Here is a 15654-nt window from a genome sequence, read left to right on the forward strand (position 1 = left end):
TGCGGCTCACCTCGCGCTGAGCAGCAGGCCGGCGACGAGACCCGCGGTGCCCGACAGGATGCCGAGCGTCCAGCCGAGCACCGCCAGCCGCCTCTCGCGGGCGCGCGCCCGGGCTGCCCGGACGGGATCCTCTGCGGCTTCGAGCTCTCTCCTGGCACGCAGGATGCGCGGCAGCCAGAGGAGGTGAAGGCCCCCGAGGCCGGCGAGGAACGCCGCGAACGTCGCGACCTGCGACCAGGGCTGGTGCGTCAGCTGCCACGAGATCGGAAATATCGCCGCAGCGACGAGGACGAGTCCCACGCTCGTTCTCTCGAACCTGCGCAAGGCGTGCAGCTCCTCGGGGAAGCGCGCCTGGCGTTTCAGCTGCCGCGTTCCGAACAGCACCCCGGCGATGCCACCCGCAGCCCCAAGCAGCGCGCCGCCGCCGATCGCCAGCAGCTTCGCGAAGAGTGCCGGCACGAGTCCGGAGGCAGTTGCGGTCGAAGCCGTCGGAAGCGTCGTCGCCGAAGCGAGGGTCGGTGCGCCCACGGCGAGCGCCGTGAGCACCGCGGTCGTCAGCGTGGCGTCCGGCGCAGTCCGCCGGGCCGCCGATCCGAAGCGCTCGAGCAGCGAGCCGCGGAGCTTCGTGCGGGCGCGCGTCAGGCGCTGGCGGACGTTCGCTTCGGAGAGGCCGAGGAGATCCGCGACATGGGCCGTCGACTCGCCCTCGCGATAGTAGAGCGTCACCACCTCGCGCGCCGCGTCCGGTAGCTCGTCGAAGACCGCCTCGAACAGCTGGCGTTCCTCGTCGGCGAGCATCGCAGCACCGGCATGCGGACGGGGGTCGAGCGCCATCGCCAGGAGCTGTTCGGTGTCCTGCGTGGTCACCCGCCGGGCGCGCCGCCGTTCGGTCCGCAACACGTGGTACGCGCGGTGCCGGGTCATCTGCCGCAGCCAGGGAAGCAGGCTGTGCGGATCGCGGAGGCTCCTGAGGTCGCGCCAGGCCGCGAGGAAGACCTCCTGCGCGACGTCGCGGGCGAGCTCGGCGTCGCGCACGATGGCGAGCGCGATCGAGCCGACGACCGAGCGCGTGCCGTCCACGAGGTGGGCGAACGCATCGCGGTCGCCGCGCGCGGCGGCCGGGACGTGGGCAGCGAGAGCGAGAGTGAGCGGGTCCATGGTCATTGCCGATGGGGCGCCAGGGTCAGGGCGATCGAGCCCGCCGTCAACGCCTCGGTCCGGCGGCAGACCCGGCGAGGAATTCGTCCAGTGCGGCGAAGAGGAACGCGGGATCGTCGAACATGATGAAGTGGCGGGCTTTCGTCGCCATGATGACACGGGCCTTGGGTGCCGCCGCGAGCTGGAGCTCGTAGGCTTTCTGGAACGCCGGCTGCATCGTGTCCGGAGCGGCGCCCGAGGCGCCGATGAGCAGCGTCGGGGCGGTGATCGCGGCGACGTCCCGCCGCAGGTCGGTCGACATCAACTCGGCGACGGCGATGCCGGCGGTGGCCGGATCCGACTGGCGGGCCCACGCGAGCGCACGCTCGACGTCGCCCGGCGCCGTGATCATCGTGGCGAGCGCCATACGACTCTGGCTCACGAGCTGGTCGGTGGTGAACGCGGCATACATCGTCCGGATCTGCTCGCCCTGGACCTTCGCGTCGTCAGCGGTGGCCGCGGGGTTCATGAGCGCGGGCAGAAACGGCACACCGTCGACCGCTACGACGCCGCCGACGAGCTCGGGCGCCGTGGCGGCGATCCAGAAGGACAGGAAGCCGCCGAGGCTATGCCCGGCGACGATCGGCCTGTCGAGTCCTGCGGCTCGAATGTAGCCGATCAGCTCCTCCCGCACCCGGGGAAGGAACGGAGCGCCGACAGGGGCCGGCCCGCCGAAGCCGGCGAGCGTCAGCACGTGCAACGTGTAGCGGTCCTTGTAGCGCGCGACCGTCGTGTCCCAGACCTCTCCCGAGGACAGTAGGCCCGGGATGAGGACGATCGCCGGGCCTGTCCCCGTGACCTGAACATCGAAAGAGGGGTGGGAGGACTGGGCGCCGGCGCTGGCGGCAAGGGCGAACGCCAGGGCGAGAGCAGCAACGGACTTGAGGGTCGAGGTACAGGACATGGGTGTGTCTCCTTGCTCCCATAGGAGCCGGTCCGCGCAGTGTGTGACAGCCGGGTTGGGCCGGGTCTCCGAGTGGCTGGGTTCCAGACCGGGTTCGCCGATGAGTCGCTGGCGGGCGAGGGGGCCGCGGCACGCACCGTGCAGGCTTTCGAGGAGGTGAAGCCCCGGGAACGCAGACGCGGCAGATCCCTGGCCGTCGCTCTTTGCGGCGTCGCCCTGGCGGCGTGCGCCATGGGCCAGGAGTCTCCCGAGCCGCAGCACTTCGGCGAGCAGATCGACGTCCGCACCGGCTTCGTGCGTGTGACCCTCCCGGGCGGCACCTCGGCGCCGCGGGCCGAAGAGTTCGAGGTTCTCTGGCAGCGCCAGCCGCAGAAAGTCCTGCGGGTCCTCGGCGGTGCCGCCGATCCGCTCGAGGTTGGGATTGCGGTCGACCGTTCGGCCAGCATGCACGCGGCGTTCGAACCGATGCGCGCGGCGGCGCTGGCGCTCGTCGATCAGGGCATCTCGGAAAGCGACCGGGTCTTCGTGGTCGGCTTCGCGGACCAGGCCCGCCTGCTCGCCGAAGGGCGCGGGGCCGCAAAGGAGGTGCTGCAGGCTCTCCCCGCGAGCCCCGAAGCCGGGACCCACCCGACCGCCCTCTGGCAATCGCTGACCCGGGCGCTGGAGCTCTTCGGCAACGCCGATGGGCGCGCGGCGCTCATCGTCGTCTCCGACGGCTGCGACACTACCGGCGGGTTCGTGCGTGCCTCCTCCGTGGCGCGTAGATCCAACGATCTCGCCATTCCGATCTTCCTGCTCCTGCCGGGCCGGGACGACTGTCGCAACACCGTCTGCGTCCTCGGCGCGGCTGGAGAGTGGAGCTGCTCGCCCGCCGATCCGCCCAGACTGGAGCGTCAACTCACCCGGGTCGGCGAGACGGTGGCCGTCCGGACGATGACTTACACCCAGAACACCACGGGCTCCTTTTCGACCGCCGAGCGCCACCGGTTCACCGCGATGATCGCCGACAGCGGTGGCGGGACCTATACGGTGAAGCGTCCGGAGGACTGGCCGGGCGCGTGGAGGCGGATCTTCGACCAGCTGGGCAGGCAGTGGACGATTGTCTACGAACCGACCTCCGACGACGTGAAGAGCGAAGAGATTGCGGTCTACCGGCGGGCGGACGGGCGTCGGAAGCGACTGCGCTAGCCTCGCAGGCCTGATGACCGATCTCCGGGCGCTTCTCGGACAGACCGATATCTATCTCGTCGACCAGTTGATGCGAGGGCGGATCGCGCCCGGGATGCGGATCTTCGACGCCGGCTGCGGCGGCGGCCGGAACCTCGTCTACTTCCTGCGCGAAGGCTACGCCGTCGCCGGCGTCGATGGCGACGCAGCGGCAGTCCGTGCGGTGCGCAGGCTGGCCGCGGAGTGGGCGCCGCAGCTGCCGGCGGAGAACTTCCGTCACGAGGCGGTGGAAGCCCACACCTTTCCGCGTCCCTGCGCGGAGGTCGTGATCAGCAGCGCCGTGCTGCACTTCGCTCGCGATCCGGAGCAATTCCGCGCCATGCTCGAGGCCTCCTGGGCGGCGCTCGCGCCCGGCGGACTCTTTTTCTGCCGGCTGGCGTCGAGTATCGGAATGGAGGGCCAGTTCCGGTCGTTGGGCGGCGGCCGCTTCGCGCTCCCGGACGGCAGCGAGCGCTACCTGGTCGACGCCGCGACGCTCCTCTCGCTCACCGCCCGGCTCGGCGGCGAGCTTCTCGATCCGTTGAAGACCACCATTGTCCACGACCAGCGCGCGATGACCACCTGGGTGCTGCGCAAGAAAAATTCGTGACAGTTACCTGATTTCCCGGCAGATCGTTGCCGTGCACCCATCTACCGGTGGAGGAAATCAGGTAACTGTCACCAGTTTTTCAGCCTCTGTTTGGAAATCAGGTAACTGTCACGAATTTTTCAGACCGATCCCGGGTCCCAGGACGGCGATGAAGAAGAGCGCCGTGAGGGCGCCGGCGATGAGCCAGGGCCAGCTTCGCGCGAGGCCGAGGGCCGGAGCGCCGGTGGGCGGGTAGCGCTCGCAGTTGCGCAGCAGCTGGGCCATCCAGGCGAGCGCCGAGGCGCCGCCGAACGAAGCGGCCGCGGCCGAGATGAGGACCAGCATGGGGCTCTCGGGATTGAGCAGGCCCGCCGACACGTAGAGCACACCGCCGGCGATGTACGGCACGACCGTGAGGCGCACGGCACGCGCCATGCGCCCCGGGCCGGTCTCTGGGTCGCTGGCGTCGAGAAATGGCAAAAGTCCGCGCAGCGCGATCGGCACCGCGACGAACCAGTAGGCGGCGGTACCAACGACGGCGAGGCCGACACGCCAGAGAGCGTAGTGCGGCCAGCCCGCGACGACCGCGTTCCAGTCGCCGATGCCGCCGAGCCCCGAGAACATCCAGTAGCCGAAAGCCTGCAGGAGATTCAGGGTCAGGAAGAGCCAGAGGAAGTAGCGGCCGGTCGCGGCCCGCACGATGCCAGCACGCAGAAGGAGCGCGGTGAGCGCTGCGAAGGCGAGATTCGTGAGCGTCCCGCCGGCCGAGATCCACCGGCTGCCGGCATCGGTGACGCCGTCGCGGCCGCATTCGAAGTAGACCGCGTTCAAGACTCGCGGTTCCCCTCCCATAGCGACGCACATACCCCCGTGCCCGAGCCCCTCGTGGGCGACGTTCGTCAGCGCGTAGGCGACGACTGCGATCGCAATCACGGTCGGCAGGTGCAGCGCGGCGGCAGGCGGCGTCGCAGCGGTTTTCTCGGACATGACTCTCCTCGCTCGGAAAAATTCGTGACAGTTACCCATTTCCCGACAGTGCTTGTGACGAGTATGGCTGTCCGAATCGGGAAATGGGTAACTGTCACGAATTTTTCTCTATTGACATTCTCCACCGGATGCATGATTATGCGCATCTTCTGGTAAACGAGATGCCGACCGATATCGAACAGAGAGACCGCCGCCGCCAGGCCATCGTGGACCTGGTGCGCCGCTCGCGCATCGCGAGCCAGGAGGAGCTGCGGGCGAAGCTCGCGGCGCGAGGCTTCGAGGCCACCCAACCCTCGGTCTCGCGAGACCTGCGGGATCTCGGGGTGGGCAAGGCGGCCGGGCGCTATGTGCTCGCCGACGAGCTCGGCCCGGAGACCCGCGACGCGCTCGGCGAGGTCGTCCACTTCGTGCGCGGCGTGCGGCCGGCGGGCCCCTACCTCGCGGTGATCTCGACCACGGTCGGCGCGGCGCAGACGGTGGCGATCGCGCTCGATCATGCGGGGTTCCCGGAGCTCGCGGGCACCGTCGCCGGCGACGACACGATCTTCGCCGCCACCTCCTCGGCGGCGGCCCAGCGGCGGTTCCTCGAGCGCCTGCGCCACCTGCTTTCCGAAATCTCCGGCCCTGCCGGGTACGCCGTCCCAGCCGGACGACGCGCGGTCTGATTCCAGACCCGCGCCCTCGACCCTCACTCGAAACTGCGGAGAAACGTGACGATGAAGCCCATTGTGTTGGCATTTTCCGGCGGCCTGGACACCAGCTGGGCGATCCCCTATCTCGCCGGGACGACCGGGCGGCCGGTGGCCACGGTCACCGTCGACACCGGCGGCTTCGATACTGCGGCCCGGGCGGATCTGGCGGAGCGCGCCGCGGCGTTGGGCGCCGTCCACCACCGCATGCTCGACGCCCGTTCCGAGTACTTCGATCGCGTGCTCCGCTTCCTGATCTACGGCAACGTCCGGCGCGGGGGCACCTATCCGCTCTCGGTCGGCGCCGAACGGAGCATCCAGGCGCGCGGCGTGGCGATCGCGGCGCGTGAGCTCGGCAGCTCCACCGTGGCTCACGGTTCGACTGCGGCGGGCAATGACCAGGTGCGCTTCGAGGTCGCCCTGCGCACCCTCGAGCCCGAGTTCGAGATCCTCGCGCCGGTGCGCGACTTCCTGGTCTCGCGTGCGGCGCAGGTCGCCTTCCTCGAGGAGCGCGGGCTCCCGGTGCCGGCGCACGGCGCGGCCTATTCGGTCAACCGCGGACTCTGGGGGACGACGATCGGCGGCAGCGAGACCAAGTCGAGCGAGCAGCCGCTCCCCGAAGCCGCGTGGGTGGCGACGCGCGGCGCCTTCGACTCGCCGCTCGCGCCGGCGCGCCACCGTCTGACCTTCGAGCAGGGCGTGCCGGTCGCCTTCGACGGCGTGGCGCTCTCCCCGGTGGCGCTCATCGAAATCGTGGAGCGAGTGGCCGCCCCGTTCGGCATCGGCCGGGGCATCCACCTGGGCGAGACGATTCTCGGCATCAAGGGGCGGGTCGCCTACGAAGCGCCCGCGGCGGAGGTCCTCCTCGCGGCCCATCGCGAGCTCGAGAAGCTCGTGCTCACCGGCCGCCAGTTGCGCATCAAGGAGGGGATCGCCGCGCAGTATGGCGAGCTCGTCCACGAGGGGCAGCACCTCGAGCCGGTCTGCCGCGATCTCGAAGCGTTTCTCGCCTCGTCCCAGCAGCGGGTGAGCGGCGAGGTGCATCTGCTGCTGCGCCCCGGGGCGCTCTTCGTCGAGGGAGTGAGCTCGCCGTTCTCGCTCCTCGCGGCCTCGCGCGGCGCCTACGGCGAAGCCGCCGGGGAGTGGACCGCCGCCGACGCGCGTGGCTTCGCGCGCCTCGCGGCGCTCCCCGGGGAGCTCCACGCCCGGGTCGGACGGCAGTGCGCAGTCTCGAAACGGGAGCAGAAGCTGGAGACGGCCGCAACGAAGGGAGGCCCGGCATGAAGACGATCGTCCTCGACAAGATCGCCTCGGTCACGAAGAGCGTCGGACTGAAGCGCGAGGTGCGCCTGACCAAGGAGATCCCGTGCGAGGAGGGGATCGTCGTCGCGGTGCGCGTGCTCACCGACAAAAGCACCTACAACCAGATCGAGCTGCCCTCCGGCCGCATGGCGCAGGTCAAGCGCGGCGATATCGTGGCCGGCTGTCTCGGCCACCGGCACGCCCTCTTCGGCTACTCCGGGCGGATCCCGGAGCGTCTCGCCCCGGGTGACATCGTTCACCTGCTCAACCTGGGCGGCGTGCTGGGGATCTGCGACTCGGTGAATCCGGACCTCGGGAAGCCGTTCGAGTGCGAAGTGCTCGGCGCGGTCCTCTCTTTTCCGGTGCTGGGGGAACGCATCGGGCGCCCCGCGCGGATCGGTGGCGAGCCGCTGCCGGCGGAGCCGCGCCTCGACTTGAAGGGCATTCCGGTCGTCGCCATGGTCGGCAGCTGCATGAACTGCGGCAAAACCGCCGCCGCCTGCGCCCTGGTGCGCGAGTTCGCCCACCAGGGCTTGCGCGTCGACGGCCTCAAGGCGACCGGCGTCTCGCTGCGGAGGGACATCCTGGCGCTCGAGGATGCCGGAGCGCGCGCCACGGCGATCTTCACCGACCTCGGCGTGGTCTCGACGACGGCTGCGAACTCGGCACAGGCGACGCGCATGCTGCTGACGAAGCTCGCCGCCCAGACCGTCGATCCGGCGCTTCGCGCCGACCTGATCGTCCTCGAGCTCGGTGATGGCCTTCTGGGCGCCTACGGCGTCGATGCCATTCTCGGAGACCCCGAGCTGCGCTCCGCCTTCACGGCCGTCGTCCTGGCGGCGAACGATCCAGTGGCGGCGTGGGGCGGGATCGAGCTCCTGCGGCGCGACTACGGCATCGAGCCGGTAGCGGTGACCGGTCCGGCGACCGACAACGCGGTCGGCGTCCGGCTGATCGAGGACCGCATGGGGGTGCCGGCGGCCAACGCCCGGACCTCGCCGGAGGCGCTCGCCGCGATGGTCTTCGCGCGCCTCGGGATTGCGCCCGCGGGCGGCGGTGCCGCTCTCGATGCGCAAGATCCGACCGACCTCTCTAATTCCGCTCTCTCTGCCGTCGAACACGAGGGCGGGCGTTGAACCAGAAGGCTTCTGCAACCGTCCCGGTGATCGTCCTCGGCGGCTCGGGCTATGTCGCCGGGGAGGTCGTGCGCCTGCTCGCCGCCCATCCCGGCTTCACGCTCGCCGCCGTCGTCTCCGAGAGCCGTGCCGGCACCGCTGTCGCGGAAGCCTTCCCGCATCTCGCCGGGACGATCGACGGTCTGGTCTTCACCGACTTCGAAGCGCTCCCGGCGCTCTTCGCGAGCGCGGCCGGCGACCGGGTGCGCTTCGCCCTGGTCTCCGCCGCGCCGCACGGCGCTTCGGCGGCGCTGGTGGCGCGGGCGATCGCGCTGGCCGAGAGCGCCGCGGTGGCGCTCTCGGTGGTCGATCTCTCGGCGGACTTCCGCTTCGCCGACGCCGCCCGATACGAAGCCGTCTACGGCCATCCCCATCCGGCCCCGGGTCTGCTGCCGCGCTTCGTGCGCGCGCTCCCCGAGCACTCGTCCTGGGCGCCGGGAGAAAGTGACAGCGTCTGCATCGCGCACCCGGGCTGCTTTACGACCGCAGTGTTGCTCGCCGTCGTGCCGCTGCTGGCGCTCGGCGTCGCCGAGCCGCACTTCGCGGTGACCGCGATCACTGGCTCGACCGGCAGCGGCCGCGGGCTCTCCGACAAGACCCATCATCCGGCGCGGCGCAGCAACCTCGCAGCCTACTCGCCGCTCGCCCACCGTCATGCGCCGGAGATGGCGGCACTTGCCGGCGAGGCCTCGGGGATCCGCCCGGAGATCGACTTCGTGCCGCTCTCCGGGCCGCAGGCACGGGGCATCTATGCCGCGGTCCAGGGAAGGCTGGTGGAGGCGCGGCGCGGGGCCGCCGCGGCGGAGATCGCCAGCGAGCTGGCGGGCTTCTACGCCGGGCGCCCGTTCGTCGCGATCAGCGGGACGCCGCCGGCCCTGACCGACGTCGTCGGGACCAACCGGGCGCGCCTCGGGGTCGCCTGCGGCGGCGGGTCGCTCGCCGTCACCGTGGCGATCGACAACCTGGTCAAGGGGGCGGCCGGTGGCGCCGTGCAGTGGCTCAACCGGATCTACGGCTTCGACGAGGCGGTCGGCCTCGAAGCCGCGAGTCTGGGATGGTTCTGACGTGGGAGACGAAGAGATGATCGCGAGTCCATTGGCGGGTCTGCACGCGGGAACGGAGGCTTCGGCAGCGGAGCTCGAAGCGCGCTACCTTCTGCCGGTCTACAAGCACCTGGCCCTCGAGCCGGTGCGCGGCGAGGGCGTCTGGCTCGAAACCGCGGACGGCCGGCGGGTTCTCGATCTCTACGGCGGCCACGCCGTGGCACTTCTGGGCTACGGGCACCCGCGGCTGCTGGCGGCGCTCGCGCACCAGGCCGCAGAGCTCCACTTCCAGTCGAACGCCGTGCCGAACTTCGTGCGCGGACGGGCCGCCGAGGCGCTCATCGCCTTCGCCCCCGAGGGGCTCGAGCAGGCCTTCTTCGTCAACAGCGGCGCCGAGGCGAACGAGAACGCGCTGCGCCTCGCCTTCCGCAGAACCGGGCGTCGCAAAGTGGTGGCGATCGAAGGCGCCTTTCACGGCCGCACCGCGGCGGCGGCGGCGGTCTCCTGGGGCTCGGAGCGCTGGTACGGCTTTCCCGCCAAACCGTTTGACGTCGAGTTCGTGCCGCGCGGCGACTTCGGCCGGCTCGCCCAGGCGGTCGACAGTGACACCGCCGCGCTGATCCTCGAGCCGGTGCAGGGGCTGGCCGGCGCCTACGCTCTCGGAAGGGAGTTTCTGGTCGCGGCCCGCGAGGTCACCGAAGAGGCCGGCGCCCTGCTCATCTTCGACGAGGTCCAGTGCGGTCTCGGCAGGAGCGGTGCGCCGTTCTCGGCGCGCCTGCACGGCGTGACGCCGGACATCCTGACGGTCGGCAAAGGTCTCGCCGGCGGACTCCCGGCGGCCGCGCTCGTCGTCCGGCCCGAGGCGATGCCGAAACTGGCCGCCGGCGATCTCGGCACGACGTTCGGTGGCGGGCCGCTCGTCTGCGCGGCGATCGAGGCGACCCTCGACGCGCTCGTCGAGGAGGGGCTCATGCCGCGGGTCCGCGTCGTCTCGCGGGCGCTCTTCGGCCTTGCCGGGCGCGGTCCGGTGGTCGCCGTCCAGGGCGAGGGCCTCCTCCTCGGGCTGCGGACCCGTCGGCCGGCGAGGGAGATCCAGGCGGAGCTGCTCGCGCGCGACATCCTCGTCGGCACGAGCGACGATCCGTTCGTCGTGCGTCTGCTGCCGCCGCTCACTCTCGGTCTCGAGCATGTCGCGCTCCTCGCCGCGGCCCTGCAGGAGCTCGCCGAATGAAGCGACTGGAGCAGTTCTGGAGTCTCGCGGACCTGCCGCGCGAAGAGATCGTCGATCTCCTCGCCCTGGCGGAGCGCCTCGAAACCGAGGGCGACCGCCAGGCGCTCGCCGGCAAGATCCTCGGGCTGCTCTTCTTCAACCCGTCGCTGCGCACCCTCGCCTCGATGCAGGCGGCGATGGCGAAGCTCGGCGGGACGAGCTTCGTCGTCACGCCCGGCGGCTCCTCCTGGAAGCTCGAGACGGGCGACGGTGTCGTCATGGACGGCCCCGCGTCGGAGCACGTGCGCGAAGCGATACCGGTGCTCGCCGGCTACGCCGACGTGCTCGGCGTGCGGGCCTTCGCCTCGGGGACCGATCTCGCGGCCGATCTCGCCGATTCGAGCTTCCGGGCGCTCGCCGGCCTGTCGCCCAGGCCGGTGATCAATCTCGAATCGGCGATCGATCACCCTTGCCAGGCGCTCGCCGACTGGAAGACGCTCGACGAGCTCGGGGTGGCGCGCCACGGCAAGCTCGTTCTGTCGTGGGCGAATCATCCGAAGGCGCTGCCGCTCGCCGTGCCGGCGGCGGTATTGCAGATGGCCGCGCTGCGCGGCATGGAACTGACCGTCCTGCGGCCCGAAGCGTACGCGCTGCCGGAGTCGCTCCTCGCCGAGGCGCGGAACCTCGCCGCGGGAACGGGCGGCAGCATCCGCGAGACCGATGAGCGGCCGGCGGCGCTCGAGGGCGCCGCGATCGTCTACGCCAAGTCCTGGGCGTCGGCGGCAAACTACGGCGATGCCGAAGCCGAACGCACGCTGCGCGCCGGGCTCGCCGCGTGGTGCGTCGAGGAGAGCTGGTTCGAGAACGCACCCGGGGCGCGCTTCATGCACTGCCTGCCGGTGCGCCGCAACGTCGTCGTCGCCGACGCCGTGCTCGACTCGCCGCGGAGCGTCGTCGTGCGGCAGGCGCACAACCGACTCTGGGCCCAGATGGCCGTGCTGCACCGGATGCTCGCCGGAGTGAATGCCGGGATGCGCCAGGAAGGCGCGACGATTTCCATGAAGGAGAAGCGATGAAAGACGTCGGACAGCGTAGCGACCGGATGACCGAGGTGGCGGGCCTGAAGCACGCCCTGCCCTACCTCCGCCTCTTTCAGGGCAAGACCTTCGTCGTCAAGCTTTCGGGCGAGGCGATCGAAGAGGAGGCGCGGCTGGTGCTCTTCCTCGAGCAGATCGAGGTCCTGCACCGCCTCGGCATCCGCGTCGTCCTCGTCCACGGTGGCGGGCCGCAAACGACCGAGCTCGCCTCCCGCCTGGGGCTCGCGACGCAGAAGATCGACGGCCGCCGGGTGACCGACGCCGCGACCCTCGAGGCCGCGGTCATGGCGATGGCCGGCAAGGTCAATACGACGCTCCTCGCCATCTGCCGCCGTGCCGGGGTGGCTGCAGTCGGTCTCTCCGGAGTCGACGCTGGCCTCGTCGAGGCACGCAAGCGCCCACCGGTGCCCGCAGCTCGTCCGGTCGGTACGGCAGAATCTCCGGCGGTCGACTACGGCTTCGTCGGCGATGTCGTGGCGGTGAATCCCCGCGTCGTGCAGAAGCTCCTCGATGACGGCTATGTCCCGGTGATCGCGCCGCTCGCCGCCGACGACAACGGAGCGCTCCTGAACGTCAACGCCGACACGATCGCCGCCGAGCTCGCGGTGGCGCTCGGCACAGAGAAGCTCCTGTTCGCGGTGGCGGTGCCCGGTATTCTCGAGCGGGCGGATGACCCCGCTTCGCTGGTTTCGCTCGTCGATCTCGAGGGGCTCGCGGCCCTGGAGGCACGGGGCGCACTCACCGGCGGCATGCTTCCCAAGTCGCGGGCCATCGCCCGCGCCCTCGAAGGCGGCGTGCCGCGCGTCCATCTCGTGCCGTTCGCGGCCCCCGACGCGGTGCTCGTCGAGCTGTTCACCAACGAAGGGATCGGCACGCTCGTCGTGCCCTCGGTGGCGGCGCTGCATCCGGCTGCTCCTGCCGCCGCCCCCTCCGCCGCTCTGGTGGGCCGCGAATGAGGTCGCTGTGAGGCTGACGCGCGAAGGGCTCCTCGCGTTTCACCGCGAGCTCGTTGCGACGCCGTCGGTCTCCGGCGAGGAATCGGCCATCGTCACGCTGCTCTCCTCTTTTCTCGAAGGTCACGGGGCGACGACCGAGCTTGTCGGCGGCAGCCTCGTGGCCTGGACAGGAAAGGCTCCGGTAGAGGGAGACGTGGAGGGCGCGACGCTGGTGGTGTTGAACACGCATGTCGATACCGTTCCAGCTTCACCTGGCTGGACACGGGAGCCGCATCCGCCATCGTGCGCCGAGGGCAAGGTCTTCGGGCTGGGCGCGAACGACGCGAAGGCCTCGGTGGCAGCGATGACGGGCGCCTTCCTCGCGGTCTCCGGCGTCGACTTGCCGTTCACTTTGGCGTTGATGCTGGTGCGTGGCGAGGAGACGAAGAGCGTCGGCACCTCCGAGGTGGTCGCCGAATTCGAACGGCGCGGCCTCGTGCCGGCGATGGCGGTGGTCGGCGAGCCCACCGGGCTCGACCTCGCGGTGGCGCAGAAGGGGCTGCTCGTCCTCGAGCTCGTGGCGCGTGGCGAGGCGGCGCATGCAGCCCACGCGCGGACGCTTCGAGCCCGCAACGCCATCGTCGGCCTGGCGCGAGACCTGGCGGCGCTCGCCGATCTTCCTGAAGGTCCGCTCGATCCGTATCTCGGGCGCGCGACCGTCGAGCCTACGGTCCTCTCCGGCGGTTCGGCCCGCAACGTCGTGCCCGCGGAGGCGCGAGCGGTGCTCGACTGTCGCACAGTGCCGGCCGAGTCGCCGGCTGAGTTGCTCGCGCGCCTGCGCGGTGCCGTGGCGAGTGAGCTCGTCGTGCTCTCCGACCGCCTCGTTCCGGTTGCGACCGACCCCGGGTCGGCGCTCATCGCGGCGGCTCGTCGCGCCCGCCCCGAAGCCCGTCTCTACGGGTCGGCGACGCTCTCGGATCTGACCTTCTTCCGCGGCATCCCGGCGGTGAAGGTCGGACCGGGGCAGAGCGAGCGCTCGCACCGGCCGGACGAGTTCGTCTTCGAGCAGGAGATCGTCGACGGGGCTGAGTTCTACGAACGGCTGCTGATTGAGTTGGCGGCGGGCATTGCCGTCGATGGGGGGAGCGAGCGATGAGCCGTCTTTGGGACAAGGGCAAGCCGCTCGACGAGCAGGTGCTCGCCTACACCGCCGGCGAAGACGCGCTGTTCGACAATCGCCTGGTCGGGCACGATGTGCGGGCGTCGATCGCCCACGCCGCGATGCTCCGCGACCAGAAGCTCCTCGCCGCGGCCGATTTCACGGCGATCGAGTCGGGGCTCAGCGCCCTCGCCGCGGAGCATGCCGCGGGGCTCTGGCGGGTGGAGCTCGCCGATGAGGATGTGCACACGGCTCTCGAGCGCCGGCTCACCGAGCGCATCGGCGAAGCCGGCGGGCGGGTCCACCTCGGGCGGTCGAGGAACGACCAGGTGCTCGCGGCGCTGCGGCTCTGGATGAAAGACGAAGTCGCCGCCCTCGCCGAAGGCAGCCGCGCCGTCGCGGCGGCGCTGGGCGAGGTGGCGGTCGCGCACCCGGAGCTCGCGCTCCCGGGCTACACCCACCTCCAGCCGGCGATGCCCTCTTCCGTGGCGCTCTGGGCCGGCGGCTTCGCGACCGCCCTCGAGGACGACGCGCAGGGGCTCGAAGGCTGCCTGCGGCGCATCGACCAGAATCCGCTCGGCTCGGCCGCCGGCTACGGCACGCCGGGTCTCGCAATCGACCGCGAGGCGACCCGCGAGGCACTCGGTTTCGCGACTACCCAGGAGCCCGTCACCGCCGTGCAGCTCGCCCGCGGCAAGGCCGAGGCCCAGCTCCTGTTCGAGGTCCATCTGCTGATGGCCGATTGCGGCCGCCTCGCCTCCGACCTGGTGCTCTTCGCGAGCCGCGAGTTCGGCTTCGTCGAGCTCCCTGAGGAGATGACGACCGGCAGCTCGATCATGCCGCAGAAGAGAAACCCCGACCTCTTCGAGCTCGTCCGCGGCCGCGGCGCCACGTCGCTCGGCCTGCTCATCGAAGCCCTGGCGATTCCCGCCAAACTCCCCTCCGGCTACCACCGCGACCTGCAGCTCCTCAAAGCCCCGCTCTTCAAAGCCTGCGACCTGGCGCGCGCCACCACCGAGCTCCTCGCCTCGACTCTCCCGCGCCTGCGCTTCCTGCCCGCAGCCGGCGAGCTGCCCCCCGAGCTCTTCGCCGCCGAAGAGGCCAACCGCCTGGTCGTCACCGAGGGCATCCCCTTCCGCGAGGCCTACCGGCGGGTGGCGGCGAAGTTCGAGGAAAGAAAGCCGAACCCTGAGTAACCGTACGCTCCGGCCCCGGTAGCGAGCGATGCGGCAGCGCGCAATGGCTGAAGTCGCGGCGGAAGGCGCCAATTGCGGCGCGGAATGCCGGCGAATTTCCAGGTTCGACGCCCGGGCGAAGCGGAGCTATCCTTCGGGCATGGCTGAGACCAGCGAGGAGGCCCCGCTTTCGAGCGCTGTCGTCGCGGCAATTCGCGATGCCGCGCGCCGGCATGGCATGGAAGCACCCCGTGTCTTCGGATCGGTGGTCACGGGAACCAGCCGACCGGACAGCGATCTCGACCTGTTGGTGCGTTTGGGACCCGGCCGGGGCTACTCCGATCTGCTGGCCTTCTGCGACGAGCTCGAGGCCGATCTTGGCAGGAAGGTCGACGTGCTCACGGAGGATGCGTTGAACCCGTTCCTCCACCGAGGCATCCTCGCCGAAGCGATCGCCCTGTGACGAGCGACGCGACCTACGTCGAGCACATCCTCGAGGCTGTCCGGCGCATCCGCGAATACACCACGGGCGGCGAAGCAGACTTCCTCAGCGACCCGCGTACCCAGGACGCCGTGCTGCGGAACCTGCAGATCCTCGGAGAGGCCGCGAAGAAGATCTCGCCGCAGTTCGTCGCCAAACATCCCGAAATGCCCTGGCGCAGCATGGCAGGGCTGCGCGACCGGGTCGTTCATGACTACTTCGGCGTCTCGTTGACCATCGTTTGGGATGTCGTGTCCAACCACCTGCCGGATCTCGAAAGCGCGCTGCGGGCACTCCCGCGCGACCGGTAGCACATCGAACCGGATCGTCCAGAAGCTGAGGTCTCACCTCAGCACTCCGTTCCGCGCCCGCGCTTGTGGAAGTACCTCTTGCGCTTGCCCGACAGCAGGCGGCTCTCCTCGAAGCCGGCGGCGGCGAGGGTGGCGAGGAGGGCGCGCAACCCCGCCTCGCCGAGGAGCTCGGGATGGAGCTCGATCGCGAGCTT

Annotated in this window: 15 protein-coding genes and 1 pseudogene; 13 read left to right on the forward strand and 3 right to left on the reverse strand. The window is 70.6% G+C overall.

The genetic code is table 11. The features are described 5' to 3' along the window. Positions 1-6: 6 nt before the first annotated feature. Positions 7-1158, reverse strand: a complete 1152-nt coding sequence (locus KBI44_14500; GenBank protein MBP9145692.1) for a sigma-70 family RNA polymerase sigma factor — start codon at positions 1156-1158, stop codon at positions 7-9. 46 nt (positions 1159-1204) lie between these two features. After that, the gene (locus tag KBI44_14505; GenBank protein ID MBP9145693.1) at positions 1205-2101 is read right to left on the reverse strand and encodes an alpha/beta hydrolase; all 897 of its coding nucleotides are present in this window, start codon (positions 2099-2101) and stop codon (positions 1205-1207) included. Between the two features lie 72 nt (positions 2102-2173). Between KBI44_14505 and KBI44_14510 the strand changes: the two genes are divergently transcribed. Both KBI44_14510 and KBI44_14515 read left to right on the forward strand, forming a co-directional pair. Continuing rightward, complete coding sequence (locus tag KBI44_14510; GenBank protein MBP9145694.1) at positions 2174-3289, forward strand: VWA domain-containing protein; 1116 nt, start codon at positions 2174-2176, stop codon at positions 3287-3289. A gap of 13 nt (positions 3290-3302) precedes the next feature. Then, positions 3303-3917, forward strand: a complete 615-nt coding sequence (locus tag KBI44_14515) for a class I SAM-dependent methyltransferase (GenBank protein MBP9145695.1) — start codon at positions 3303-3305, stop codon at positions 3915-3917. A 108-nt stretch (positions 3918-4025) separates the two neighbouring features. On the opposite strand, the gene KBI44_14520 is transcribed toward KBI44_14515, so the two are convergent. Beyond that, positions 4026-4883, reverse strand: coding sequence for a hypothetical protein (locus tag KBI44_14520; protein MBP9145696.1), 858 nt, complete (start codon positions 4881-4883; stop codon positions 4026-4028). 161 nt (positions 4884-5044) lie between these two features. On the opposite strand from KBI44_14520, the gene KBI44_14525 reads away from it, so the two are divergent. From KBI44_14525 to KBI44_14575, 11 genes and pseudogenes are all read left to right on the forward strand, one after another. Next, positions 5045-5548 carry a hypothetical protein gene (locus KBI44_14525; protein MBP9145697.1) on the forward strand — a complete coding sequence of 168 codons (504 nt, stop codon included), beginning with the start codon at positions 5045-5047 and terminating at the stop codon, positions 5546-5548. A gap of 51 nt (positions 5549-5599) precedes the next feature. Further along, positions 5600-6856, forward strand: a complete 1257-nt coding sequence (gene argG / locus KBI44_14530) for an argininosuccinate synthase (GenBank protein ID MBP9145698.1) — start codon at positions 5600-5602, stop codon at positions 6854-6856. Further along, positions 6853-7908 (forward strand): annotated as a pseudogene (locus tag KBI44_14535) (hypothetical protein). The gene argG and the pseudogene KBI44_14535 overlap by 4 nt, the downstream one beginning before the upstream one ends. 98 nt (positions 7909-8006) lie before the next feature. Further along, entirely contained in the window at positions 8007-9113 is a 1107-nt protein-coding gene (gene argC / locus KBI44_14540; GenBank protein ID MBP9145699.1) for an N-acetyl-gamma-glutamyl-phosphate reductase, read from the forward strand. A gap of 16 nt (positions 9114-9129) precedes the next feature. After that, positions 9130-10323 (forward strand): aspartate aminotransferase family protein, encoded by a 1194-nt coding sequence (locus KBI44_14545; protein MBP9145700.1) that lies wholly within the window; start codon positions 9130-9132, stop codon positions 10321-10323. After that, positions 10320-11378, forward strand: a complete 1059-nt coding sequence (locus KBI44_14550; protein ID MBP9145701.1) for an N-acetylornithine carbamoyltransferase — start codon at positions 10320-10322, stop codon at positions 11376-11378. The genes KBI44_14545 and KBI44_14550 overlap by 4 nt, the downstream gene beginning before the upstream one ends. A gap of 26 nt (positions 11379-11404) precedes the next feature. Further along, the gene (gene argB / locus KBI44_14555) at positions 11405-12355 is read left to right on the forward strand and encodes an acetylglutamate kinase (protein MBP9145702.1); all 951 of its coding nucleotides are present in this window, start codon (positions 11405-11407) and stop codon (positions 12353-12355) included. A 7-nt stretch (positions 12356-12362) separates the two neighbouring features. Next, positions 12363-13490 carry a M20/M25/M40 family metallo-hydrolase gene (locus tag KBI44_14560; protein ID MBP9145703.1) on the forward strand — a complete coding sequence of 376 codons (1128 nt, stop codon included), beginning with the start codon at positions 12363-12365 and terminating at the stop codon, positions 13488-13490. Next, entirely contained in the window at positions 13487-14689 is a 1203-nt protein-coding gene (gene argH / locus KBI44_14565) for an argininosuccinate lyase (GenBank protein MBP9145704.1), read from the forward strand. Before KBI44_14560 ends, argH begins: the two co-directional genes overlap by 4 nt. A gap of 139 nt (positions 14690-14828) precedes the next feature. Further along, on the forward strand, positions 14829-15131 hold the full coding sequence (locus KBI44_14570; protein MBP9145705.1) for a nucleotidyltransferase family protein: 303 nt from the start codon (positions 14829-14831) through the stop codon (positions 15129-15131). After that, complete coding sequence (locus tag KBI44_14575; protein ID MBP9145706.1) at positions 15128-15460, forward strand: DUF86 domain-containing protein; 333 nt, start codon at positions 15128-15130, stop codon at positions 15458-15460. Before KBI44_14570 ends, KBI44_14575 begins: the two co-directional genes overlap by 4 nt. Positions 15461-15654 lie beyond the last annotated feature (194 nt).

It is taken from the genome of Thermoanaerobaculia bacterium (assembly GCA_018057705.1).
Taxonomy (GTDB): domain Bacteria; phylum Acidobacteriota; class Thermoanaerobaculia; order Multivoradales; family JAGPDF01; genus JAGPDF01.

What these genes read in the sequence shown, in the direction of transcription:
- KBI44_14500 (MBP9145692.1), bottom strand. Translation starts at nt 1,158, where the DNA reads ATGGACCCGCTCACTCTCGCTCTCGCTGCCCACGTCCCGGCCGCCGCG.
- argB (MBP9145702.1), top strand. Translation starts at nt 11,405, where the DNA reads ATGACCGAGGTGGCGGGCCTGAAGCACGCCCTGCCCTACCTCCGCCTC.
- KBI44_14520 (MBP9145696.1), bottom strand. Translation starts at nt 4,883, where the DNA reads ATGTCCGAGAAAACCGCTGCGACGCCGCCTGCCGCCGCGCTGCACCTG.
- KBI44_14525 (MBP9145697.1), top strand. Translation starts at nt 5,045, where the DNA reads ATGCCGACCGATATCGAACAGAGAGACCGCCGCCGCCAGGCCATCGTG.
- KBI44_14550 (MBP9145701.1), top strand. Translation starts at nt 10,320, where the DNA reads ATGAAGCGACTGGAGCAGTTCTGGAGTCTCGCGGACCTGCCGCGCGAA.
- KBI44_14570 (MBP9145705.1), top strand. Translation starts at nt 14,829, where the DNA reads ATGGCTGAGACCAGCGAGGAGGCCCCGCTTTCGAGCGCTGTCGTCGCG.
- KBI44_14505 (MBP9145693.1), bottom strand. Translation starts at nt 2,101, where the DNA reads ATGTCCTGTACCTCGACCCTCAAGTCCGTTGCTGCTCTCGCCCTGGCG.
- KBI44_14545 (MBP9145700.1), top strand. Translation starts at nt 9,130, where the DNA reads ATGATCGCGAGTCCATTGGCGGGTCTGCACGCGGGAACGGAGGCTTCG.
- argG (MBP9145698.1), top strand. Translation starts at nt 5,600, where the DNA reads ATGAAGCCCATTGTGTTGGCATTTTCCGGCGGCCTGGACACCAGCTGG.
- argH (MBP9145704.1), top strand. Translation starts at nt 13,487, where the DNA reads ATGAGCCGTCTTTGGGACAAGGGCAAGCCGCTCGACGAGCAGGTGCTC.
- KBI44_14515 (MBP9145695.1), top strand. Translation starts at nt 3,303, where the DNA reads ATGACCGATCTCCGGGCGCTTCTCGGACAGACCGATATCTATCTCGTC.